The organism is Streptomyces sp. NPDC006435, assembly GCF_040612315.1.
GTDB lineage: Bacteria > Actinomycetota > Actinomycetes > Streptomycetales > Streptomycetaceae > Streptomyces.
This window is the reverse complement of the sequence record NZ_JBEXPY010000037.1, coordinates 18,187-39,773: the sequence shown is the minus strand read 5'-3', so window position 1 is coordinate 39,773 and position 21,587 is coordinate 18,187. Positions and strand designations below refer to the sequence as shown.

Here is a 21,587-nt window from a genome sequence, read left to right as displayed (position 1 = left end):
CCCGTCGACACGGCCGGGCAGGCGGCGGCCGCGCGTCGCCGGCCGCACGCCGTTCCACGAGCAGACCGACAGAGGAGAACGCCATGTCCGGGCTCGCCGGCTGGGTGGACCACCAGCGCGATCTGACCCACGAGGGATTCGCCGTCGCCGCCATGACCGCGCGGCTGGCGGCACGCGGTCGGCACGGCGAGGGACTGTGGTCCGACCGCCACGTGTCCCTCGGCCACCGGTCGGACGGGGCCGAACCGCACACCGCCACCGGTCCCGAACGAGTCGTGGAGGACGGCCGGACCCTCGGCGCCATCACCTTCGACGGCGCCCTCACCAACGCCGCCGAACTGCGCACGGCCCTGGCCGCGGGCGGACACACCGTCCACGCACGCGGCGACGCCGCCACGGTCCTGCACGCCGTGCTGGCGTGGGGACCCGGTGCGGCGGCGCGGCTGGAAGGGCTGTTCGCCTTCGCGGTCTGGGACGCGCGCAGCCGCGAACTGCTGCTGTGCCGCGACCGCGTGGGCGTCAAACCGCTCAGCTACGTCCGGCCGCCCGGCGGCGGGCTGGTCTTCGCCTCCGAGGTCGCCGCACTCCTGGAACACCCCCTCGTCCCCGCCGAACTGGACGCGCGCGGGCTGTGCGCCGCGCTCTCCCAGGTACGGGAGGCGGGCCGGTCCGTCCTGCGGGACGTGCACGAGGTCAAGGCCGCCCACGTGGTGCGGGTACGGGCGGACGGCATCACCGAACGGCGCTACTGGACCTACGAGGCACGGCCGCACAGGCACGACCTCGACCTGACGGTGAAGACCGCCAGGGGGCTCCTGGAGGACGCGATCGAGCGCGACTGCGCGGGGGCCGCACCGGCCGTGCTCCTCTCCGGCGGGCTGGACTCCAGCGCCCTCGCGGGATGCGCCGGCGCCCTGCGGGGAACCCCGCCGCGCACCTTCACCGTGGACTTCGACGGCGAACGGGCCGTTGCGGTACCCGACCGGCCCTTCGCCGCGGACGTCGTGCGACGGCTGGGCTCCGACCACCAGTACGTGCGGATAGTCCCGGACGAACTCACCGATCCGGTCACCGAGGCCGCAGTGGTCGCGGCCAAGGACGCGCCCAACCCGTTCGGGGACAAGAACCTCACCCCCTACCTCTTCTACCGCCGGATCGCCCGCAGCGAGAAGACGGTGCTCAGTGGCGAGGGCGCCGACGCGGTCTTCGGCGGCCTGTTCGCCGCGGGGGAGCCGGTGACCGAACGCGAACGCACCTTCCCCTGGATCGAGCGGGCGCACCGCCTCGGCATGCCCCACGGCATCGGCAACGGGCTCATCGACCCCGGGCTGCTGCGCACGGTGGACCTGGGCGGGCACTGCGCCGCCCGCTACCAGGAGGCCTGCGACGAGGTCCCCCATCTGGACGGGGCGAGCGCGGCCGACCGCAGGGCGCGCGAGATCGACTACCTCCACATGACCCGGCTCTACGAGCAGGCGGTGCCGCACTCCGAGCGCCTGGCCGCCGCAGTGGGGCTCCAGGTGCGGTTCCCCTTCATCGACCACCGCCTGATGAACTACCTCTACAACGTCCCCTGGCAGTTGAAGTCCTTCGACGGCCGGGAGAAGGACCTGCTGCGGGCCGTCGTCCGCGACCTGCTGCCGGAATCCGTCCTCACCCGGCAGAAGGTCCCCTTCCCGATCACCTATCACCCCGCCTACAAGCAGCGGCTGACGGTGCGGCTGCGCGATCTGCTGGCGGACACCGCCGCCCCGGTCCGGCCGCTGCTGGACCTGCCCGCCGCCCGCCGGGTGTCCGAGGACCCGCGCCTGCTGGACCGGGGCGGCTGGCTCGGCCGCGCGGACGTCGAAATGGTGCTCCACCTCGACGCCTGGCTGCGCCGCCTGTCGGTCCGCCTCGCGCTCTGACCCCGTCCGCCGCACCGACCAGCGAAGGCCCTTCCCCGCCATGACACACGCCCCGACCGAATCCCCCCGCCTCCTCCACCACCTCTTCGACGCACAGGCCGCACGCGTACCGGACCGGACGGCCCTGCGCGACGACCGCGGCTCGCTCACCTACGCCGAGTCCGCACACCGCGCCGACCGACTGGCCGCCCGGCTGCACGCGTCGCTCCCCGGGGGCGGCGACCGCATCGGCCTGCACCTGCGACGCGGCACCGACATCGTCGTCGCCATGCTCGCGGTGCTCAAGAGCGGCCACACCTACGTCCCGCTCGACCCCGCCTACCCGGCGGAACGGCTGGAGTTCATCGCCGAGGACGCCGCGCTCTCGCTCGTCGTGTCCGACCGGGAACTGCCCGCGGGACTGGCCGGGCTGCCCGTCGTACGCCTGGACCTGCCGGAACCGGAGAGCCCGCCGGACGCGGCGCCGGCCGCCGCGACCGATCCCGCCGATCCCGCCTACGTCATCTACACCTCGGGATCCACCGGACGGCCCAAGGGCGTGCTGGTCCCGCACCGCAACGTGCGCGCGCTCGTCCGGGCCTGCGACGACCGCTACGCGCTGAACGGCGACGACGTCTGGACGATGTTCCACTCGGCCTCCTTCGACTTCTCCGTCTGGGAGGTGTGGGGAGCGCTCGCGCACGGCGCCACGCTCGTCGTGGTGCCGGAGGAGACGGCCCGTTCGCCCCGCTCCATGCTCGACCTGCTCGTGCGCGAACGCGTCACGGTCCTCAACGTCGTGCCGTCGGTCTTCCGCCACCTGGTGCGCGCCGTGCGCCCCGGCATCACACCCGCCCCCGGCCTGCGTTACGTGATCTTCGGCGGCGAGTGCGTGGACGTGGCCGACATACGCGCCTGGCGGCGGGCGTTCGGCCCGGACACCCGCTTCGTCAACACCTACGGCATCACCGAGACGACGGTGTTCGTGACCTCCCGGCCACTGACCGACGCCGAGCTGGACGGGGACCCGTCCCAGGACGCGGAGTCCGGCTTCGCACTCGATCTGGGCGAACCGCTCGACGGATGGGAGCTGCGGGTGCTCGACGAGAACGGTGCGCCCGTGCCGCCCGGCGGGACCGGCGAGATCCACGTGGCGGGCAGCGGAGTCGCGCTCGGCTACCTCGGCCGCCCGGACCTGACCGCCGAGCGCTTCGCGGAGCTCCCGGCCGCGGACGGCCCACCGCGCCGCCACTACCGCAGCGGGGACCTGGCCAGGGTGCTGCCCGGGGGAGTGCTGTGCTACGCGGGCCGGGCCGACAGCCAGGTCAAGATCAACGGCTTCCGGATCGAGCCGGGCGAGGTGGAGGCGGTACTGCGCGGACTGCCGGGGGTGCGCGACCTCGTGGTGGTCAAGACCGTCGGCCAAGTGGGCGAGCCCATGATGACGGCCTGCTGGACGGTCGCCGACCACGCCGACCCGGGCGAGGTCGCCACCCGCCTGCTCGCGGTCGCCCGAGCCCGGCTGCCACGGCATCTGGTGCCCGGCCGCTTCGTGGCGCTGCCGGAACTTCCCCTCGGCCCGACGGGCAAGACCGACCGGCGGGCGCTGGCCCAGGAGTTCACCGCCGCCCCGGAGACCGTCGGCTGACGTCCGGCGCCCCCGACCGACCGTCGACACGACCCCGTACCGCAGCGAAGCCGACCCCGCACCGCAGCGAAGTCGATCCCGCACCGCAGCAAAGGAGCCCCGTGGCCCAGCGCACCCGCAACCTCGTCAGCGACCCCGACCGGCCGAGCTTCCTGGAGGAGCTGTACCAGGGCCGCTTCCGGTGGGACCTCATCCACCCCTTCCCCGAGCAGGACCCCGCCGACCGGGCACGCGGGGACGAGGCGGTGGCCGCGCTCGACGCGTTCCTGCGCGACCACGTCGACCCGGTCGCCGTGGAGGCCGAAGGACGGCTGCCCGACGGTCTCTTCGCCGAGCTGCGCTCCCGCGGGTACCTGGGCCTTCAGCTCGGCGAGGAGCTCGGCGGCCTGGGACTCTCCCACTTCAACACCTTCCGCATGATCGAGGCGGCCGCGAGCCGGTGCTTCCCCGTGTCCCTGGTCATGGGGATCGAGAACTCCGTCGGCGCCCCGGCCTTCCTGCCCGTGGTGCCCGACGGCCCGCTCAAGGAACTGCTGCACAAGCACGTCGTGGGCGGCGGGCTGTCGGGGACGGCCGACACCGAGCCCGAGGGGGCGGCGAACCAACGGCGCTTCACCTCCGCCGAACCGGTCGACGGAGGAACCGCCTATGTCCTGAACGGACACAAGGTCTTCGTCGGACACGCCCCCGTCGGCACCCTGTTCAGCGTGACCGCGTCCGTCCTCGAAGACGGTGTGGAACGCAACCGGGTGTTCTTCGTCGAGGCGGACACCCCGGGCTTCCACAACGGCGAGCACCAGGAGTTCTCCGGCATCAGGGGGTTCCCCAACGGCTGGATCGTCCTCGACGACGTCCGGGTGCCCGCCGACCACCAACTCGTCGAGGCGGGCACGGAACACCGGTCACGGCTCACCCCGGCCGTCTCCCGGCTCGTCATGCGCGGCCGGCTCCACATGATCGTCTCGCCCTCGCTCGCGGTGGCCAAGCTCTGCCTGCGCTGGTCACGGGAGTTCGTCAACCGCCGCGCCGTCGACGGCCGCCCCCTCGGGGAGTACGAGGAGATCCGGCGCCTGCTCGCCGAGTCCCTCTCCGAGACGTACGCCGTCGAGAGCGTCGCACGCGCCGCCCTGATCTCCGAGGACCTGGGGCTGACCAGGAACCTGGCCTTCGAACAGAACGCGGCGAAGAACATCGGATCGGTCACCGCCGGACGGATCGCCGACCGGACGATGTCCCTGCTGGCAGCGGAGGGGTACGAGACCGCACGCAGCAAGGCCCTGCGCGGAGCACCCGCCATCCCGCTCGAACAAGCCGTTCGCGACGTCCGCAACATGCGGATCTCCGGGGGCGTCGACTTCCAGATCGACAACTGGATCGCGGGCCGCGGAATCCTGTCCTACTACTACCCGGAACCCGACCACGCGGACGAACCGGCGACGGCTCCCGCCCCCGCCGTGGACCCCGGGGACGCGATCCTGACCGACCGCAACCACACCCACCTGGCCGCGGTCGCCGAGGCGGTGCACCGGTTCGGCCGCACCTGTCTCGAACTGGCCCGCCGCCACCCCGACCAGGCCGACCTGGTCGCCCGGCAGCGGCTGCTCATCCTCCTCTCCGGCATCAGCGGCGAACTGCTCACCATGTCGGCCTCCCTGGCCCGTGCCTCCCGCACGTCCGCCGCGACCGCGGTCACGGACCACTGCGAGCCGCAACGCCTCGCCGACCTGTACTGCACCGCGGCCCGGCTCCGGCTGGCCGACCTCTGGCACCGGCTCGACCACGCCGCGTCCGAGGAAGCCGGGCGGTTCGACAACGACGGCGGGAGCGGCGCGGACTTCACCGGACTGAGCACCGCCTGGCTCGCCGCCGACGGGCCCCACCGGCCGGCCGAGGGCCTCGCCCCCGCGACCGACACCGTTGCCCCGATCCGGCACTGACGCGAGGAGCGACAGCAGATGACCACGACACCCCGTCCGGACGACACCTCTGCCCTGCCCCCGGCGGACTCCCGGGCCCCGGGCACCCCGAACGCCTCACGGGTTCCGCTCTCCGTCGGGCAGGAGGCCATGTGGGTCTCCTGGAAACTCGACCCCGGCCAGTGGACCCACATCATTCCGACCCCGTTCCGGGTGCGCGGCACGCTCGACGTGAACCGGCTCCGGTCGGCCGTCGACACGCTCGGCGTGGCCCACCCCCAACTCTGCGCCCGGGTGGTCGAGACGCCCGACGGCCCGGCCGTCGACTGGGCGGACGCCCAGCCGATCCCCGTCGTCGAACACACCGTGAACGGTGGGATCGACGAGGAGACACGCCGTATCTGGCGGCGCCCCTTCGACCTGCGCCGCGGGCCGCTGGCCCGGGTCGACGTGCTGCACGGTCCGGGCTGGACCGTGCTGCTCCCCTCCGTCCACCACCTGGTCTTCGACGGAGCCTCGATCCTCCTCCTGCTCGACCGGCTGCGCAGCGCCTACGCCGGCGAGCCACTGGACGCAGCCGATCCCGCCGCCGTCCTCACCGCGTTCGCGGCCCGTTCCCGCGAACTGACCCGCACACCCGCCGGCGACACCCACCGAGCCCACTGGCGCGAGGTGCTGGGCGGCGAACTGCCCGCCCTCGCCCTGCCCGGTTCCGTCGACGGGCCGGGCCACGCCGTCCTGGACACCGCGCTCGACCCCGGACTCGTCGCGCGGCTGCGCACCCGGGCCCAGGAACTCGGCATCTCCTACGTGACCGTGCTCTTCGGCGCCTACTTCGCCCTGCTGCGCCGGTACTGCGGTCAGGAGGACCTGCTGGCGTCCGTCCCCTTCCACGGACGCGTCGACCCCGCCACGCGCGAGACCGTCGGCTACTTCGTCAACGCCCTGCCCGTCCGGCAGCGGGTACGGGGCGGGGACTCGTACGCCACGGTGTTCGCGTCCCTGCGCAGCACGCTGCGCGCCGCGATGACCCACGGCGAACTCCCGCTCCCGGCGATCCTGCGCGAAGCCGGGCTCACCGGCTGGGAATCCCGCGCCCGCACCCACGGAACGGTCTTCCAGTACTGGAACGCGGGCCTGCGGGCGGACGTGGACGTGCGGGACCTGAAGCTGCGCACGGACGGCGGCGAGTGCGCGCTGACCCTGCTCGCCATGGAGAGCAGCGCCGACTACACCCTCGCGGTCATGGTCCGTGAGGACAGCGGCGGTACGCACGTGCTGTGGAAGGACCCGGGCGGCGCGGTCGGCGCGACCCTGCTGCGGATGATGGCCGACGACTACACCCGGGTGCTGGAGGCCGTCGCCGACGACCCGGACGCCGCCGTCGACGACTTCACCGACCCCGTCACGACGGCACACGGACCCGTGCGCGCATCCGGCATCGCCGAGCTGATCGGCGGCCATCCGGCCGTGCGGAGCGCCGTGGTGACACCCACCGGCGGGGGAGCCGAGCTCCACGCCCGGCTCACCGTCGACGCGTCCGTGAGCGCCGACGAGGCCCTCGCACCGGTACGCGCCGAGTTCGGCGAACGGGCGCCCGTGATCCGGGTGGAGACGGTCCGCCGGCCCGCTGCCGTGCCGGAGCCCGTACCCGCCGGCGCGGTCACGCCGGAGGTCGCGGACATGGTGCGACTGTGGGAGGAGGTCCTCCGGGTCGACGGGATCGCGCCCGACGACTCGTTCTTCGAACTCGGCGGGCACTCGCTGCTCGCCGAATCACTGGTGATCGCGGTCGGCGACGGTCTGGGCCGGGACGTGCCGCTGCGAGCCCTCTTCGAGTACCCGCGGCTACGGGACTTCGTCGCCCACCTCGATGAGGGGGCCGCCTCCGCGGCTCCCGCGGGAGACCGGGACCCGGCCGTACCGGATCCCGCACCGGAGGAAGCGCCGGGGCACGGGGAACGGGAGGGTTCCGGGGAACCGATGGGGTCCGGGGAACGTGAGGAGGACGCCTTCTTCCCCGCTGCCGCCTTCCAACAGCGCATCTGGCTCGCCGAGCGGGTCGACCCCGGTACCGGGACCTACAACGTGCCGCTGGCCTGGCGCGTCCCCGGTGCCCCGCTGCGACCGGAGACCCTGGCCCGCGCCCTGGAACTGCTGGTGGCGCGGCACGAGATTCTGCGCACCCGTTTCGTCGAGCACGGCGGACGGTTGCGGCAGCAGGTCGGGGAGGAGTGGCAGCCCCGGCTCGATCACGTCGACCTGCGCGGCCACGAGGACCGCGGCAGCGCACTGCGGGACTGGCTGGACCGGGCCGCCGGCCACCGTTTCGACCCCGCCGACGGCCGGCTGCTGACGGCCGCGCTGCTGGAGACGGACGAGGGAGAACAGACGCTCTTCGTCTGCCTGCACCACCTGGTGTGGGACGGGGAGTCCGCAGGGGTGTTCCTGGGCGAGCTCTCCGCCTGCTACGACGAAGCCGCGGCGGACCCGGAGACGGCGGACCCGGAGACGGCGGACCCGGCAGACCCACCGCGCCCCTCCCACGACGCGGCGGCGTCCGGGAGCGCACCTGCCGACCACACGCTGCACCCCGCCTCGGCCCACCAGGAACGCATCGCGTTCATCGACCGGTTCGAGAAGGGCAGTCTCTACCCGGCCTCGCCCGTCTACCACAACCTGCCCCTGTTCCTGCGTCTGGACCGGGAGCCCACGACCGAGCGCCTCCAGGAGGCCGTCGACCAGGTAGTCGCCGCGCACGAGGCCCTGCGCACCGACCTCACCACGACCGACGACCGGACCGTGCAGCGTGTTCACCGCCACGCCCGGGTGGTGGCGCACTGGTTCGACCCCGCCCCCGACCCCGACCCCGAGGCCGAGGTGCCCGGGACGCTGCGGAGGTGGGCCTCGGAACCCTTCGACCTCGACCGGGGGCCGCTGCTGCGCGTGGCCGTTGTCCGGCCGTCGCCCGGGGGCGCGACGTGGCTGGCCCTCCTCGGCCACCAGGCGGTGGTCGACCGTACGTCGCTGCTGGTCGTGGCGGAGGACCTGCTGGCCGCGCTGAACGGCGCGCCCGTCACCGGCAGCAGCTATCACGAGTGGCTCGCCGCCCGCCCGGAGCAGGACCGGCGGACCGACCTGGACACCCGCGCCGAGGACCTGCGCGGCGACACGGACCCGCTGCGGCTGCCCGAACGACGCCCCCGCGCCGCGGTCCACGTCTACCGGGAGCAGTCCGTCCCCCTGCTGCTCCCCGACGACCTGCCGGTCACCGCCTTCGCCGAGCGCCACGGCCTGGCCCGCCAGGACGTCCACCTCGCCGTCTTCGCCGCCCTGCTGGGCTGGTACTCGGGCCAGGAGGAGATGGTCGTCGGCGTCGCGCACCACGGCCGCGGCGTCCGGGACCGCCGGGTGGTGGGCCCGCTCGCCAACCTGCTGCCCCTGCGGTTGCGGCCCCGCGCCGACGCCACGTTCGACGAGTTGGCGATGCACGTCGGAGCGGAGCTCGCGGGAGCGCGGAAGCACGAACTCGCCTGGTTCGACGAACTGGTCCGGCGGCTCGACCCGGCCAAGGACATGAGCCGAACCGCCCTGTTCGACGTCCTGTTCACCTGGGCCGACGGTCCCGCCTCCCTCACTTCTCCGGACGGTGCCGCCGTTGAGGCGGTCGAACCGGGCGGCGGCCACGGCAAGTACGACCTGCACCTGTTCCTGAGGCCCGACGGACGGAGCGGCCCCGACGGACAGGGCGGCCCCGACGGACAGGGCTGCGCGGGACGACTGGTGTTCAACGCGCTCTACTTCGACGAGGCGCAGATGCGTCTGATGGCCGAGCACTACGTCCGACTCCTGCGCATCCTGCTCGCCGAGCCGCACCGGCCGGTCGGCGCGGCGGAACCACTGACCGCCCACGAGCGGCGCACCCAGCTGGCGGTCTGGAACGCCACCGACGCCGCCTACCCGGAAACCACCCTTCACGGCCTGCTGCGCGACAGGGCCGTGAACCACCCCGAGGCCGTCGCACTCACCGACGCGACCGACGAACCCGCACGGCACCACACCTACGGCGAACTGCTGGGGCGGGCCGAACTGCTGGCGGCCGGGCTCGTCGCGCACGGCGTCCTGCCCGGCGAACTGGTGGCGCTGCTGCTGCCCCGCGGCGCGGCGCAGATCGAGGCGATGCTCGCCGTGCTGATGGCGGGCGGCGCCTACCTGCCGCTGGACCCCGCCCTGCCGGACGGGCGCAAGGAGTTCATCCTCGCCGACTCCGGCGCCCGCCGGGTGGTCGTGCCGGACACACCCGACGGGAAGGCCGCCGCGGCGACGGTCCCGGATGCGTACACCGGGGAGATCCTGGCCGCAGGCGTGCTCGAAACAGCGGCCCGCCGTTCGCCGGCCCCCGCCGACCCGCTGCCCGGGGTCGGCCCCGACGCACCCGCGTACTGCATCTACACCTCCGGTACCACCGGCCGCCCCAAGGGCGTCGTCATCAGCCACCGCAACGCGGTCCGACTGATCGACAACGACCGCCTTCCGCTCGCCCTCGGCCCGGCGGACGTGTGGACGATGTTCCACTCGTACGCCTTCGACTTCTCCGTCTGGGAACTGTTCTGCGGCCTCGCGCACGGCGGCCGGGTGGTCCTCGTCCCCGAGGACGACTCCCGCGACCCCCGCCGTTTCTGGCAGCTGCTGCGCCGCGAACGGGTCACCGTGCTCAACCAGACGCCCAGCGCGTTCCGCCAGCTGCTGAGCGCCGAACGGGAGGAGCCCGACCCGCTCGACCACCTGCGCTATCTCGTACTCGGCGGGGAGCAGCTGGCACCCGCCCTGCTCGCACCGTGGCTGGACAGCCATCCGCGGGTGCGTCCGGTGAACATGTACGGCATCACCGAGACGACCGTGCACGTCACCGCGCACACCGTGACCCCTGCGGACGCCGAGCGGGGCAACAGCGTCATCGGTACCCCGCTCCCCACCACCACCGTGCACCTCCTGGACCGCCGGAGCGGGCGCCGGCTGCTGCCCGTGGGCGCGGTCGGTGAGATGTACGTCGGCGGTGCCGGGGTCGCGGACGGCTACCACCACCGGCCCGAACTGGACGCCGAACGCTTCGTGCCGAACCCCTTCGGCCCCGGACGGCTCTTCCGCACCGGCGACCTCGCCCGCTACCGCCCGGACGGAGTACTGGAGTTCCTCGGCCGTGCCGACTCCCAGGTCCAACTGCGCGGCTTCCGCATCGAGCCCGGCGAGATCGAGGCGCGGCTGCGCGAGCACCCGGCCGTGGCCGACGCGGCGGTACTCATGGAGGACGACCGACTCGTCGGCTATCTGCTGGCACCCGACGAGGCGCCCTCCGCGGCCGAACTGCGCACCCACCTGTGCGCGACGCTCCCCGAGTACATGCTCCCCGCCGTCCTGCGCACCGTCGACGCCCTGCCGCTGACCGCCAACGGCAAGCTCGACACACACGCCCTGCGCGCTTCCGCCGTCGCGCTGGAGACGTCCGGCGGACGGGCCCCGGCCACGTCCACCGCCACGGAACTGGCCGGGCTGTGGGCCCGCCTGCTGGACCTGGAGCAGGTCGGGGCCGACGACTCCTTCTTCGCCCTCGGCGGGCACTCGATGCTCGGGGTCCGCATGCTCGGCGAGGTCCGCGCACAGTTCGGTGTCACCGTGCCGCTGCGGTCACTCTTCGAGCGGCCCCGGCTGCAGGACTTCGCCGACCTCGTCGACGAGACGGGCACCCCCCGGCCACCGCGGCCCCTGCCGTCCGGTGACAGCGCCCGGCGGGCGGTCGCGGCGGAGCCCGCACCGCCGGCCTCCGGGTTCCAGGAGCGCCTGTGGCTCGCCGAACGCCACGCACAGGACACCGCACACAACATCGTGCTCGCCTGGCGCGCACCGGAGGGCCTCGACCACGCCGTGCTGCGGCGGGCACTGGGCCTGCTCGTCGACCGCCACGAGATCCTGCGCACCGCCTTCACCGAGGACGGCGGACGCCTGCGCCAGTACGTGACCGAGCCGTGGGCGCCGCCGCTGGACCACATCGACCTGCGCGGTGCCGCCGATCCGGAGCAGGACCTCCACGCCTGGACGCGGACGCAGGCGGCCCTGCCCTTCGACCCGGCGTCGGGACGGCTGCTGCGCCCGGCACTCGCCGACCTGGGAACCCGTGGCCACGCACTGCTGCTGTGCCTGCACCACCTCGTCATCGACGGTGAGTCCGTTCCCGCCCTGCTCACCGAACTCGGGCAGTGCTACCGGGCCGTCGAGGAAGGCGTCCGGCTTCCCGAACCGGCACTCCAGTACCGCGACTTCACCGCCGCGCAGGAGGCCGAGCGCGGCGACGCGCGACGCGTCGCCGACCTGGCGTACTGGACGGAACACCTCGCCGGAGCACCCGCCGGTGCCGTGTTCCCCGCCCCCGAACACACGGAACCGCACGGCGCGATCCCACTGGTGCTGCCCGACGACCTGGCGGCCCGTCTCCACCCGGTGCAGCAGGAACACGGCCTGTCGTGGTTCATGGTCGTCGCGGGCGCCCTCGCGGCGGTGCTGCACCGGACCACCGGCCGTCCCGACCTCACCTTCGGCGTACCCGCCTCGCTCCGCGACCGCGCGGAGTTCGCCGGCCTGCTGGGGCCCTGCCTGAACACGGTGGTCCTGCGCTCGCGTCCGGCACACGGCGCTACCCTGCTCGACCTGCTCCGTACGATGCGGACCGAGGTGCTGGACGCGCACGAGCACCGCGGCGCCCCGTTCGAGGACGTCCTGGAACGGCTGAACCCGGAGCGCGAGCCCGGCTGCGCCCCCTACATCGACATCACGCTCAACATGAACCTGCTCACGGGCCGCACCGCCGCCCTCGGCCGCGGCACGCTGACCCCCCTCCTGATGGAGCCGGGCCGCCGGGAGACGAAGTTCGGGATCACCGTCACCCTGATCGAACAGGACGGCCGCCTCAGCGGAGTGCTGTCGCACCGGGGCGACCGGGTCGCCCCGGCAGAGGCCGCACGCCTCGCACACCGGCTCGCCGCCCTGCTCACCGCACTGCCCTCGGTCCTGGACCTCCCGCTCGACCGGCTCGCTCTCGACCGGGACCCGTCGGCCACCGCACCGGCCGCCCGGCCGGACGACACCGCACGGCGGACCCAGTACCGGGACTTCGTCGTGGCCCAGGAGGCCGAGCGGGGCGGCGAACGGCGCGCCGAGGACCTGGCGTACTGGGAGGAACACCTCGCCGGGGCACCGCAGTACCTGGACTTCCCCGCCCCCGCCGCACCGGGACCCAACGCCTCGGTCGCGGTGCCGCTGCCCGCGGACCTGCTGGAGCGGATGCGCCCGGTGCAGCGGCAGTACGACTTCACGCCGTACCAGCTCGCGGCGGGCGCCCTGGCCGCCCTGCTGCACCGGTGGACCGGCCGGGACGACGTGGTCATCGCCACGCCGCTGACCCACCGCGACCGCCCCGAGTTCACCGGTCTGCTGGGCCCGTGCCTGAACACGGTGCTGCTGAGGTCGCGTCCGGCGGACGACGCGACCCTGCTCGACCTGCTGCGTGCGGTACGAACGGAGGCGCTGGACGCGTACGAGCACGGCGGAGCGCCCTTCGAGGAGGTCGTGGAGCGACTGAACCCCGCCCGCAGGCCCGGCCGTACCCCGTACGCCGATGTGACGCTGAGCCTGGAGACCGAGCCCGGCCGCCCGGCCCGGCTCGCGGGCAGTCCGCTGATCCGGCTGCCCCTGGCCGGAGAGGGAGCGGGCTACCTCGGCAAGCTCGGGCTGACCGTGGTCCTCTCGCTGCACGGCGGCACACTGGGCGCCGGCATCGCCTACCGCGGCGACCGCTACCGCCGTGCCGACGTCGAGCAACTGGCCGTCCTCTTCGGCCGCCTGCTCACCGCACTGCCCACGACCCTGGACACACGTGTCGACGCGCTCGACCTCCTCGGCGGGCAGACCGGCGCGGGGCACGGGGAAGAAGGCGTCGGGCGCGGGGAAGCGGAACGCCTGGCCGACTGGGAGAACGGCGGCGAACCCGCGCCCGCCACCAGCGTTCCCGCGCTCGTGGCCCACTGGATCCGGCACACGCCGGACGCACCGGCGGTGGAGACGACGGACGGTGTGCTGAGCTACCGGGCCCTGCACACCCGGGCCGAGGAACTGGCCGCCCGGATCCGTCCGCACCTGCGGCCCGAGGACCCGGTGGTCGCGCTGCTGCTCGACCGGGGAGCGGACCTGATCGTCGCCATGCTGGCCGCCTGGTACGCGGGAGCGGCCTTCTGCCCCGTCGATCCCGCGACCCCGCCCGCCCGGGTCGACGCGATACTGACGGACCTGGACGCCTGCGCGGTCCTGACCGCCGACCGGCGGACGGCGGCCGGCCACGGCACGACCGGAGCCACCGTCCTCACCGTGGCGGCGACGCAGGCCCCCGGACCCCGATCCGCGGCGCCGGCGCGCGAAGGAACGTCCGCTTCCGGGGCGCCCGGCGCCGGACCCGCGACAGCGGAGCACGGAGCTTGTTCGGACTCTCCCCGGCCGGGCGCTCCGGAGGCTCCGTCCACGGACCCCCGGACAACGGCCTACGTCGTCCACACCTCCGGGACCACCGGTGAGCCGAAGGGAGTGGTCGTCCGTCACAGCGGCCTTGCCCAACTCGCCCTGTGGGGACGGGAGTCGTTCGCCCTCGGCCCCGGGGACCGGGTCGGCCAACTGCTCGGCGTCTCCTTCGACGCCACCCAGTGGGACGTCTGGTCCGCCCTGGCCAACGGTGCCTGTGTCGTGCCGTACGAAGGGCCGCTCGCCGTCGGGACGCTCCCCGGATGGCTCGACGACCGGCGGGTGTCGGTGGTGCTGCTCGCCACGCCGCTCGCCGAGTCGGTCTGGGCGGCCGACCCGCCGCTGCCGCACCTGCGGTGGATGATCGTCGGCGCGGCGGCGCTCACCCGCCGACCGCCGTCCGGCACCGGGTACCGGGTTCGCAACGCCTACGGCCCCACGGAGTCCACCGTCATCGCGCTCACCCACGACCTGGACGCCGAGGCCGAGGGACCGCTCAACATCCTGGGCCGGCCCGTGACCGGCACCCGGGCCCGGGTACTCGACCCGTACGGCGGGCGCTGCCCGGTCGGCGTCACGGGCGAGATCGTACTGAGCGGCTCCGGCACGGCGGCGGGCTACTGGCGCCGCCCCGGACTCACCCGCGCGCGCTTCGCGGCCACCGGCCCCGACGACGGGGCGCCGACGGAGTACCGCACCGGCGACCGGGGCCGCCGCCTCCCGGACGGCACCATCGAGTACCTGGGCCGCCTCGACCGCCAGTTGAAGATCCGCGGACACCGGATCGAGCCGAGCGAGATCGAGACGGCGCTGTTGCGGCACCCCGCCGTCGCGGCGGCCGTGGTCCACGGGGACCCGCAGGCCTCACCGAGCCTCGTCGCCTACCTGGTGCCCGCGGACGGACCACGCCCGACCCCCGTCGAACTGCTGGAAGGGCTGCGCTCCCGGCTGCCGTCCCACCTGGTGCCCGAGGCGGTCGTCTGGCTCGCCGGACTCCCGCTGACCAGCAGCGGCAAGGTCGATCCGACGCGGCTTCCCCGGCCGGGGCGGGCCGACCTTCCGGTGGCCGCCGTCCGCGTCGCCCCGTCCGGCGACACCGAAACACTGATCGCCGCCGCATGGGGCGAAGTACTGGGCCTCGCGGAGATCGGCGCACACGACAACTTCTTCGACCTGGGCGGCAACTCCCTCACCCTCGCCACACTGCACGCCCTGCTCGTCGAGCGGCTCGGCACACCACTGTCCCTGGTGGCCCTCTTCGAACACCCCACCGTCGCGGCGCTGGCACGCTCGCTCACCGCACGCGCCGCCCCGCCGGCCGCCACCCGCACCGACGCGTTCCACGCACGTGCGGCGCGAGCCAGGCAGGCGGCATCCCGCGGGGCGGCGGCACGTGCCGGTCGCGCACGGGCAACCGGACAACCGCTGCCCGGTGATCCGCCACCCGTCCGCCCCGCGGACGAATCCCGCGGGAAGACCGACGCCGAAGTCCCCGGAACCACGACGGCGCCCACCGGCGCACCCGACACGAGGACCTGACATGGTGCCACCCCCGGCGAACACCGGAACGCCCCGGCCGGCGCCCCGTCGCGTGCTGCGCACGGTGCTGGCCGCCGAGGTCCTGTCCATGACGGGCTCCCAGTTCAGCGCCATCGCGATGCCCTGGTTCGTCCTGGAGACCACGAACTCGTCCAGGGCCATGGGCATCGTGATGGCGGCCCAGATGATCGCCGTCGCCGTCTTCGGCGTCATGGGAGCCTCCCTGGCCGGTCGCCTGGGGCCCCGCAGGGTGATGCTCGTCGCCGACTTCACCCGCGGCCCCCTGGTCGCCCTCGTACCACTCCTGCACCACATGGACCTGCTGCCGCTGCCCTTGTTCATGCTGCTGCTGTTCGCGATCGGGGCCTTCTACGCCCCCTACACCGCGAGCCAGCAGACCCTGCTCCCGAGCCTCGTCGGCGACGACGAGACCCGGCTCAGCCGGGCCAACGCGACACTCCAGGGCGCCACCCGCTTCACCGTCCTTCTCGGACCCCCCGTCGCCGGGCTGCTCATCGCCTGGCTCGGAGCGTCGACAGTGCTGTGCCTGGACGCGGCAAGCTACATGGCATCGGCCCTCCTGCTCCGGCACGGCCTGCCGCGGGGCACCGTCCTGTCGGTCGGCCGGGCCCGGCACCGACTGCACGACGCCCTGCGCATCCTGTGGAAGGACAAGCTGCTCGGCGACTGGACGATCGCACAGATCCTCGGCGAGACGACGTGGCAGGCCCTGTTCGCGATGCTGCCCGTCCTCGCCCTGCTCCACTACGGCGGGTCCTCCGCACTCGCCGGGGTGCTGCTCGGCGCGTTCGGTGGGGGCGCACTGCTCGGGACCCTGCTCGTCGGCCGGGCACTGAAACGGGTCTCGGCCACCCGGCTGGCGGTCTGCGGCCGGCTCGGCCAGACCGCGGCCTTCGCCGTGCTGCCGCTGCCGCTGGGGCCCGCCGGACTGACAGCCGTCCTCGCGGTCGCCGGCCTCCTCAACGGTCTGTCCAACGCCCCGATGATCGCAGTCCGCACCACTCGCATCCCGGCGCCCCTGCGCTCGGCCACCCTCACGGTGATCGCCGCCGCCGGCCTCACCGGAGGCACACTGGGGCTCGTCGGCGCGGGAACAGCCGCGGAATCACTCTCCGCGAGCACGGTCTTCACGGTCCTCGCGGTCCTCCAGGTCCTCGCGGGCGCCTTCTTCGTACGGGGGGCCGTACGGGGCCGCCGCCCGCCCGCACCGGCCGCCGCGGGCGACCCCGCCACCGCCACCGGCCCGGCACATTCCGACGGACCCGTGCCCGGCCCCTGACCGACGCCCCCCACCACCCCTCCCCGTCCTCCCACGGCCACCGAACCCCGCCCCGGCCCTCACGCCCGGCTCCGCCGCCCGCCCCGCACACATCGAGGAACCCCATGACACCACCGGAACAGCACGGCTGCCCGCACCTCGCGGGAACGGCCGACCCCGTCCACGCACTCGACGCCGACTTCGCCCAGAACCCCTTCCCCGTCCTGGACAAACTCCGCGCCGAAGGACCCGTACACCTCGTCCGCATGCCCAGCGGCGCCGAACGCTGGCTCGTCACCCGCTACGACGACGTGGTCGCGGCGCTCGCCGACCCCCGGCTCAGCAACGAACTCGCCCGCGGCCTCCAGCAGTCCCTGCCGCCCGAGCCCCTGCCGCCCCGCTGGCAGGTCACCCTGCGCACCAGCCGTCTCCTGGGGCGTGCCATGGCCAACCTCGACCCACCGGACCACGACCGGCTGCGCAAACTCGTCGTGCGCGCCTTCGGCGCCAGACGCGTCGACGGCCTGCGCCCGCGCATCGAGCGCGGCGCGGACGAACTCTTCGACGCGGTCGAGGGCCTCCCCCGCTTCGACCTCGTCGAAGCGGTCGCCAACCGGCTGCCCGTCACCGTGATCTGCGAGTTGCTGGGCGTACCGGACTCCGACGCCGACCTCTTCCGCACCGCTGCGAGCGTCCTCGGCGGCTTCCAGAGCGACGACGAGGCAGCCCTCCGCACGGTCGCCGCCCTGGACGCCTTCGACGCCTACGTCCGCGCACTCGTCGCCGAACGCCGCGCGACGCCGGGACCGGACCTGCTCAGCGAACTGATCACCACGCCCGCCGACGGCAGCCCGCTCACCGACGACGAACTCGTCAGCATGGTCGGGCTGCTGCTCTTCGGAGGCTACGAACCGTCGGCCCAGCTGATCGGCAACACACTGCTCGCCCTGCTCCAGCACCCGGACCAGCTCGACGCGCTCCGCGCCGACCCCTCACTGCTGCCACGAGCCGTCGAGGAAGCCATCCGGTACGACGGCCCGGTCACCCCCGGACTGAGCCGCTACGCCCTGGACGACATCGAGATCGGCGGCACGACCGTCCCCAAGGGCTCCTACGTGATCGTCGGCGTCGCGGCCGCCAACCGGGACCCCGACCACTGGGCCGACCCCGACCGCTTCGACCTCACCCGTCCGGACACCACACGCCAGCTCGGCTTCGGCCACGGCCTGCACTACTGCGTCGGGGCGCGACTGGCCGCGCTGGAGGTCGAAATCGTCCTCGCCACCGCCCTGCGCCGCTTCCCACGACTGCGCCTCGCCGTCCCCGCCGAGCAACTGCGCCGCCGCGCCGGCTCGGTGCGCGGTCTCGTCGAACTGCCCCTGCGTACGGACTGACGGCACCCCACGGCACGAACGGCGAAGAGCCACCCGGACGGCGCGCCGCGCCGTCCGGGTTCCGCACTCCGGCCGTCCGGACTTCTCCGGCCCATCCGGAACGAACCGGATCCACCGCCGCGTGGGGCACGGGGGCGTCTGCAAATGGACCTTCGAGCCTTTCCTGCCCCGGCCTACAGGATCCGGACCCGCCAGCTCCCCTTCATCACCCGTGTGTTCACCGAGTCGATCGCGCACCGCGACCGGTCGAGACCGAGGACGAGCAGGCTGGTGGGGCGCTGCTGATCACAGAGGCCGGCCTGTACGGGCCGGACGGACGCGTCGGCCACATCGTGCTCGCGGCGCAGGTGGCTCGGGGTGGCCGCGAGCCGGGCGCCGAGGTGGCTCGGTGGCATCCCCGTGGCACGGAGCGGGACCGAAAGGTTCAGGCCGTGGAGCTCTGCACTCGGCCTCTGTGCTTCCCCCTGGAGGCCGTCGTGTTCCTGGCCCAGCCGGAACGATTCCAGCGATGCACCGCTCTGCCGGCAGCGGGGCCGTTGCCCCGCAGGAGCCGGTCACGCTCGCAGGCCGCTGTTCTTCTGTTGCGGCAAGGAGCGTCAACCTCCCTTCCTGGTCGGTGCGTTGGCCGGCCGATGGGGCAGTATTGGCACATGCGAATCAGGGGACGTGCTGGGAAGATCCTGGCGGTGGTGCTCAGTGTGACCTTGTGTTCGTCCGGACTGTGGTGGTCTGTGCACGAAGTGGGCCGGGCGAAGAGCGCCCCCGACATTGCGGGACTGCTGTCCTTCCTGGCTGGTCTGGTCAGCGCCGTGGTGGGTGGGTGGGCCTTGTGGCTGGCCGCGGATGCTCTGCGCGGCCAGCGGACCCCCTCGGTGATCGCTGGAGAGCTCGCGCGGGATGTGGTGCAGGCCGAGGGCGTGCAGTACCGGCAGCTACTGGGGAGTGGAGCTGCCGTTCCGGACAGCCGGATCGATCTCACGTTCACCGCGACCGTCAGCAATGTGAACGGCGCCCGGCCTCAGGGAACTCTGGAAGAGATCACCACCTACTACAAGGCTCTGCGGCCGGGACGGATGGTTATCACCGGCACACCCGAGTTCCGGCCGGATGGGCAGGTCGGTGGTGACGCGGGTACGGGTAAAACCGTTCTTGCCCTGGCCCTGCTTTTGGGTCTGGCCAAAGACCGCACCGCGCAGGACCCCGTGCCGGTCCGCCTCAGCGCTGCCTCCTGGCCGGGGAGCGGCATCCGGGCCTGGCTCCGTACCCACCTCACCGACACCTACCGAATCTCCGCCCGTGAGGCCTCTTCCATCGTTGCCGCCAACCTCGTCCTTCCTGTTATCGACGGCCTGGACGAGATGGCCTCCGATCCGGCTCCCGGCTACAACTCACGGGCTTCCGAGCTCCTGCGCGCCATCGAGCGCTTCGGGCACGGCGACACCCACTGCCCCGTCATTCTGACCTGCCGCCATGCCGCCTACCAGGCGCTGGTGGGCGCGGGAGTCGAACCCGGAGTCGTCGCCCAGGTGGCCCTTGCCCGGGTGGATGCGGCCCGTGCCTGCCAGTACCTTCGCCGGCGCGTCGGTTCCACCGAACAGGGACGGGCCCGCTGGCAGCCCGTACTCAGCGCCCTCACCGCGGTGGCCACGGCCGGCTCCACCAACCCCGCGCAGCCCGCCGATGTTCTGCTTGCCAGGACGTTGGACACACCCTGGCGCCTGACCCTGGCCGCCACCGTCTTCGAAGAACGCGGCCCCACCGGCCAATACCGGCGGAACCCGGCCGGTCTGCTCACCCTGGCAGTCCACGGACGCCTCTACGAATATCTCCTCGACCGCTATGTCGGATCTGCGGTAGCCGCATCCCGTCATGAGGCCGACGACGACATTTCTGAATCCACCCCCCGCAACAGACGCAAGCAGTTCCTCCCCGATACCACCTGGCACCACCTGGCGGTTCTCGCCCGCTATCTCAACAGCAACGCTGGAGCCGGCGGCGAAGCCCCGCGCTCGGTGGCGGGCCGCACCCTGAGCAGCACCGACCTCATCCTCCACGACCTCTGGCCTCTCGCGGGCCCCTACCGAGTGCGCTGGACCGAACAAATACTGGTGGCCATCTCCGTCGCAGTCCCCCTCTACTGGATGGGAAATCCAGGGTTCGGCCGCAATAGCCGACCTTACTCGCTTCTCTTTCTGATCTTTCTGCTGATCTGTCGCCAGGCATGGCCGCATCCGGAACGGGTCGACTTCCGCCGTCTGCGTACCTGGGACGGGTGGTGGGGTGCTGTATTAGGCTCCGTGCTTGGCATCGTATTCGGTTTTGTGATTTGGGGCGGGACTGTGCTGTCGCGCACCGAAACCATCCATGCCGAGTCGGTCGAAACGGTTTTTCATCCCTACGATCTATTTCTTGGCGGCTTCTGTGCGCTCCTGTTCGGAGCCGCTTCGGGCTTCATGCTTGGACTTGTGGGCAAGGAACAGGCGACTTCCTCTGGTCCGCTCAGCCTGGTCCGCAAAGACTTCGCTGCGGGAGCCGCGCCCGCGTTCGTGATCCTGGTCGCATCGGCGCTTTATGCAGGGTTCGCATTCGATCCCGTGGCGGAAATTTTCGGGCCGGTGGAAATGTCGTATGGTCTTGGCCTCGTTCATTCTGTTCTGGCTCAACTATCTTTCGGGATTCTTCTCAGTCTCATCGCTTTCGTTGTACCGATCAGAGGCGGCTCTGCGGCATTGCGGTACCTTGCGCTCCTTCTGAACACCAGGCGGTCCCTGCCCTGGCGGTTGGGGCATTTCCTCGACAGCTGTTATCAGGCAGGAATTTTGCGTGTGGCAGGTACCGCCTGGCAGTTCCGCCACCGCGAACTCCAGGACCACCTTGCCGCCCGGCCGTCCCCTCCACCTCGTCCCTGAACCGACCACGCCCCGAGACGTCCTCGAGGAAGGACGGGAGTGGGGAGCAGGCGTGCCCCGCCGTGCGGCGGGAGCTGCTGCCGGCCAGCGCAGACGTACGGCCCGAGGCGGAGCTGCCAATGGCCGATGACGGCCTTGCCGGCGCGTTGGCGGCCCAGGGCGAGCCGGGGGTGCGGGCGTTGGGCTGGTTGGTGCAGGGCTTGTACGGCCGGCAGAGGTGGCCGTGGCGTGCGTGCGGTCCGCAGCGCAGGCTGCCGGTCCCGTCCCGGGGGCGGCCCGCCTCGTCGGTCTGGTTTGCAACGTCTGCCCGCCCGAGAACGCCGGGGCCAGGGCTGTCGATCGTCCTTCCGGTCTCACCGCCCCCGCGGCCCGGCCCGGCCCGTTGCTGTGCCGCCGCCCGTCGACCACCCACGCCGCCCTGTGTCGCCGCTCGGCTTGTCCGCTGATGTCCGCC

8 protein-coding genes are annotated in these 21,587 nt (G+C 72.9%); 7 read left to right on the top strand and 1 reads right to left on the bottom strand.

Features of this window, described 5'->3' with window-relative positions; translation table 11 throughout:
• Positions 1 to 83: 83 nt before the first annotated feature.
• The 6 genes from asnB to ABZZ04_RS29455 all read left to right on the top strand — a co-directional run bounded on the left by asnB (position 84) and on the right by ABZZ04_RS29455 (position 18,224).
• Positions 84 to 1,907 (top strand): asparagine synthase (glutamine-hydrolyzing), encoded by a 1,824-nt coding sequence (asnB, locus tag ABZZ04_RS29480; RefSeq protein WP_356935263.1) that lies wholly within the window; start codon positions 84 to 86, stop codon positions 1,905 to 1,907.
• Between the two features lie 40 nt (positions 1,908 to 1,947).
• On the top strand, positions 1,948 to 3,534 hold the full coding sequence (locus ABZZ04_RS29475; protein WP_356935262.1) for an amino acid adenylation domain-containing protein: 1,587 nt from the start codon (positions 1,948 to 1,950) through the stop codon (positions 3,532 to 3,534).
• Between the two features lie 101 nt (positions 3,535 to 3,635).
• Positions 3,636 to 5,471: an acyl-CoA dehydrogenase gene (locus tag ABZZ04_RS29470; RefSeq protein ID WP_356935261.1), complete on the top strand. Its 1,836-nt coding sequence runs from the start codon at positions 3,636 to 3,638 to the stop codon at positions 5,469 to 5,471.
• An 18-nt stretch (positions 5,472 to 5,489) separates the two neighbouring features.
• Positions 5,490 to 15,551: an amino acid adenylation domain-containing protein gene (locus ABZZ04_RS29465; RefSeq protein WP_356935260.1), complete on the top strand. Its 10,062-nt coding sequence runs from the start codon at positions 5,490 to 5,492 to the stop codon at positions 15,549 to 15,551.
• 1 nt (position 15,552) lies between these two features.
• On the top strand, positions 15,553 to 16,851 hold the full coding sequence (locus tag ABZZ04_RS29460) for an MFS transporter (protein WP_356935259.1): 1,299 nt from the start codon (positions 15,553 to 15,555) through the stop codon (positions 16,849 to 16,851).
• Between the two features lie 104 nt (positions 16,852 to 16,955).
• The gene (locus tag ABZZ04_RS29455) at positions 16,956 to 18,224 is read left to right on the top strand and encodes a cytochrome P450 (RefSeq protein ID WP_356935258.1); all 1,269 of its coding nucleotides are present in this window, start codon (positions 16,956 to 16,958) and stop codon (positions 18,222 to 18,224) included.
• A gap of 173 nt (positions 18,225 to 18,397) precedes the next feature.
• Here ABZZ04_RS29455 and ABZZ04_RS29450 read toward each other — a convergent pair whose 3' ends face one another.
• Positions 18,398 to 18,619, bottom strand: coding sequence for a hypothetical protein (locus tag ABZZ04_RS29450; protein WP_356935257.1), 222 nt, complete (start codon positions 18,617 to 18,619; stop codon positions 18,398 to 18,400).
• A gap of 255 nt (positions 18,620 to 18,874) precedes the next feature.
• On the opposite strand from ABZZ04_RS29450, the gene ABZZ04_RS29445 reads away from it, so the two are divergent.
• Positions 18,875 to 21,133 (top strand): NACHT domain-containing protein, encoded by a 2,259-nt coding sequence (locus tag ABZZ04_RS29445; protein WP_356935256.1) that lies wholly within the window; start codon positions 18,875 to 18,877, stop codon positions 21,131 to 21,133.
• Positions 21,134 to 21,587: the final 454 nt, after the last annotated feature.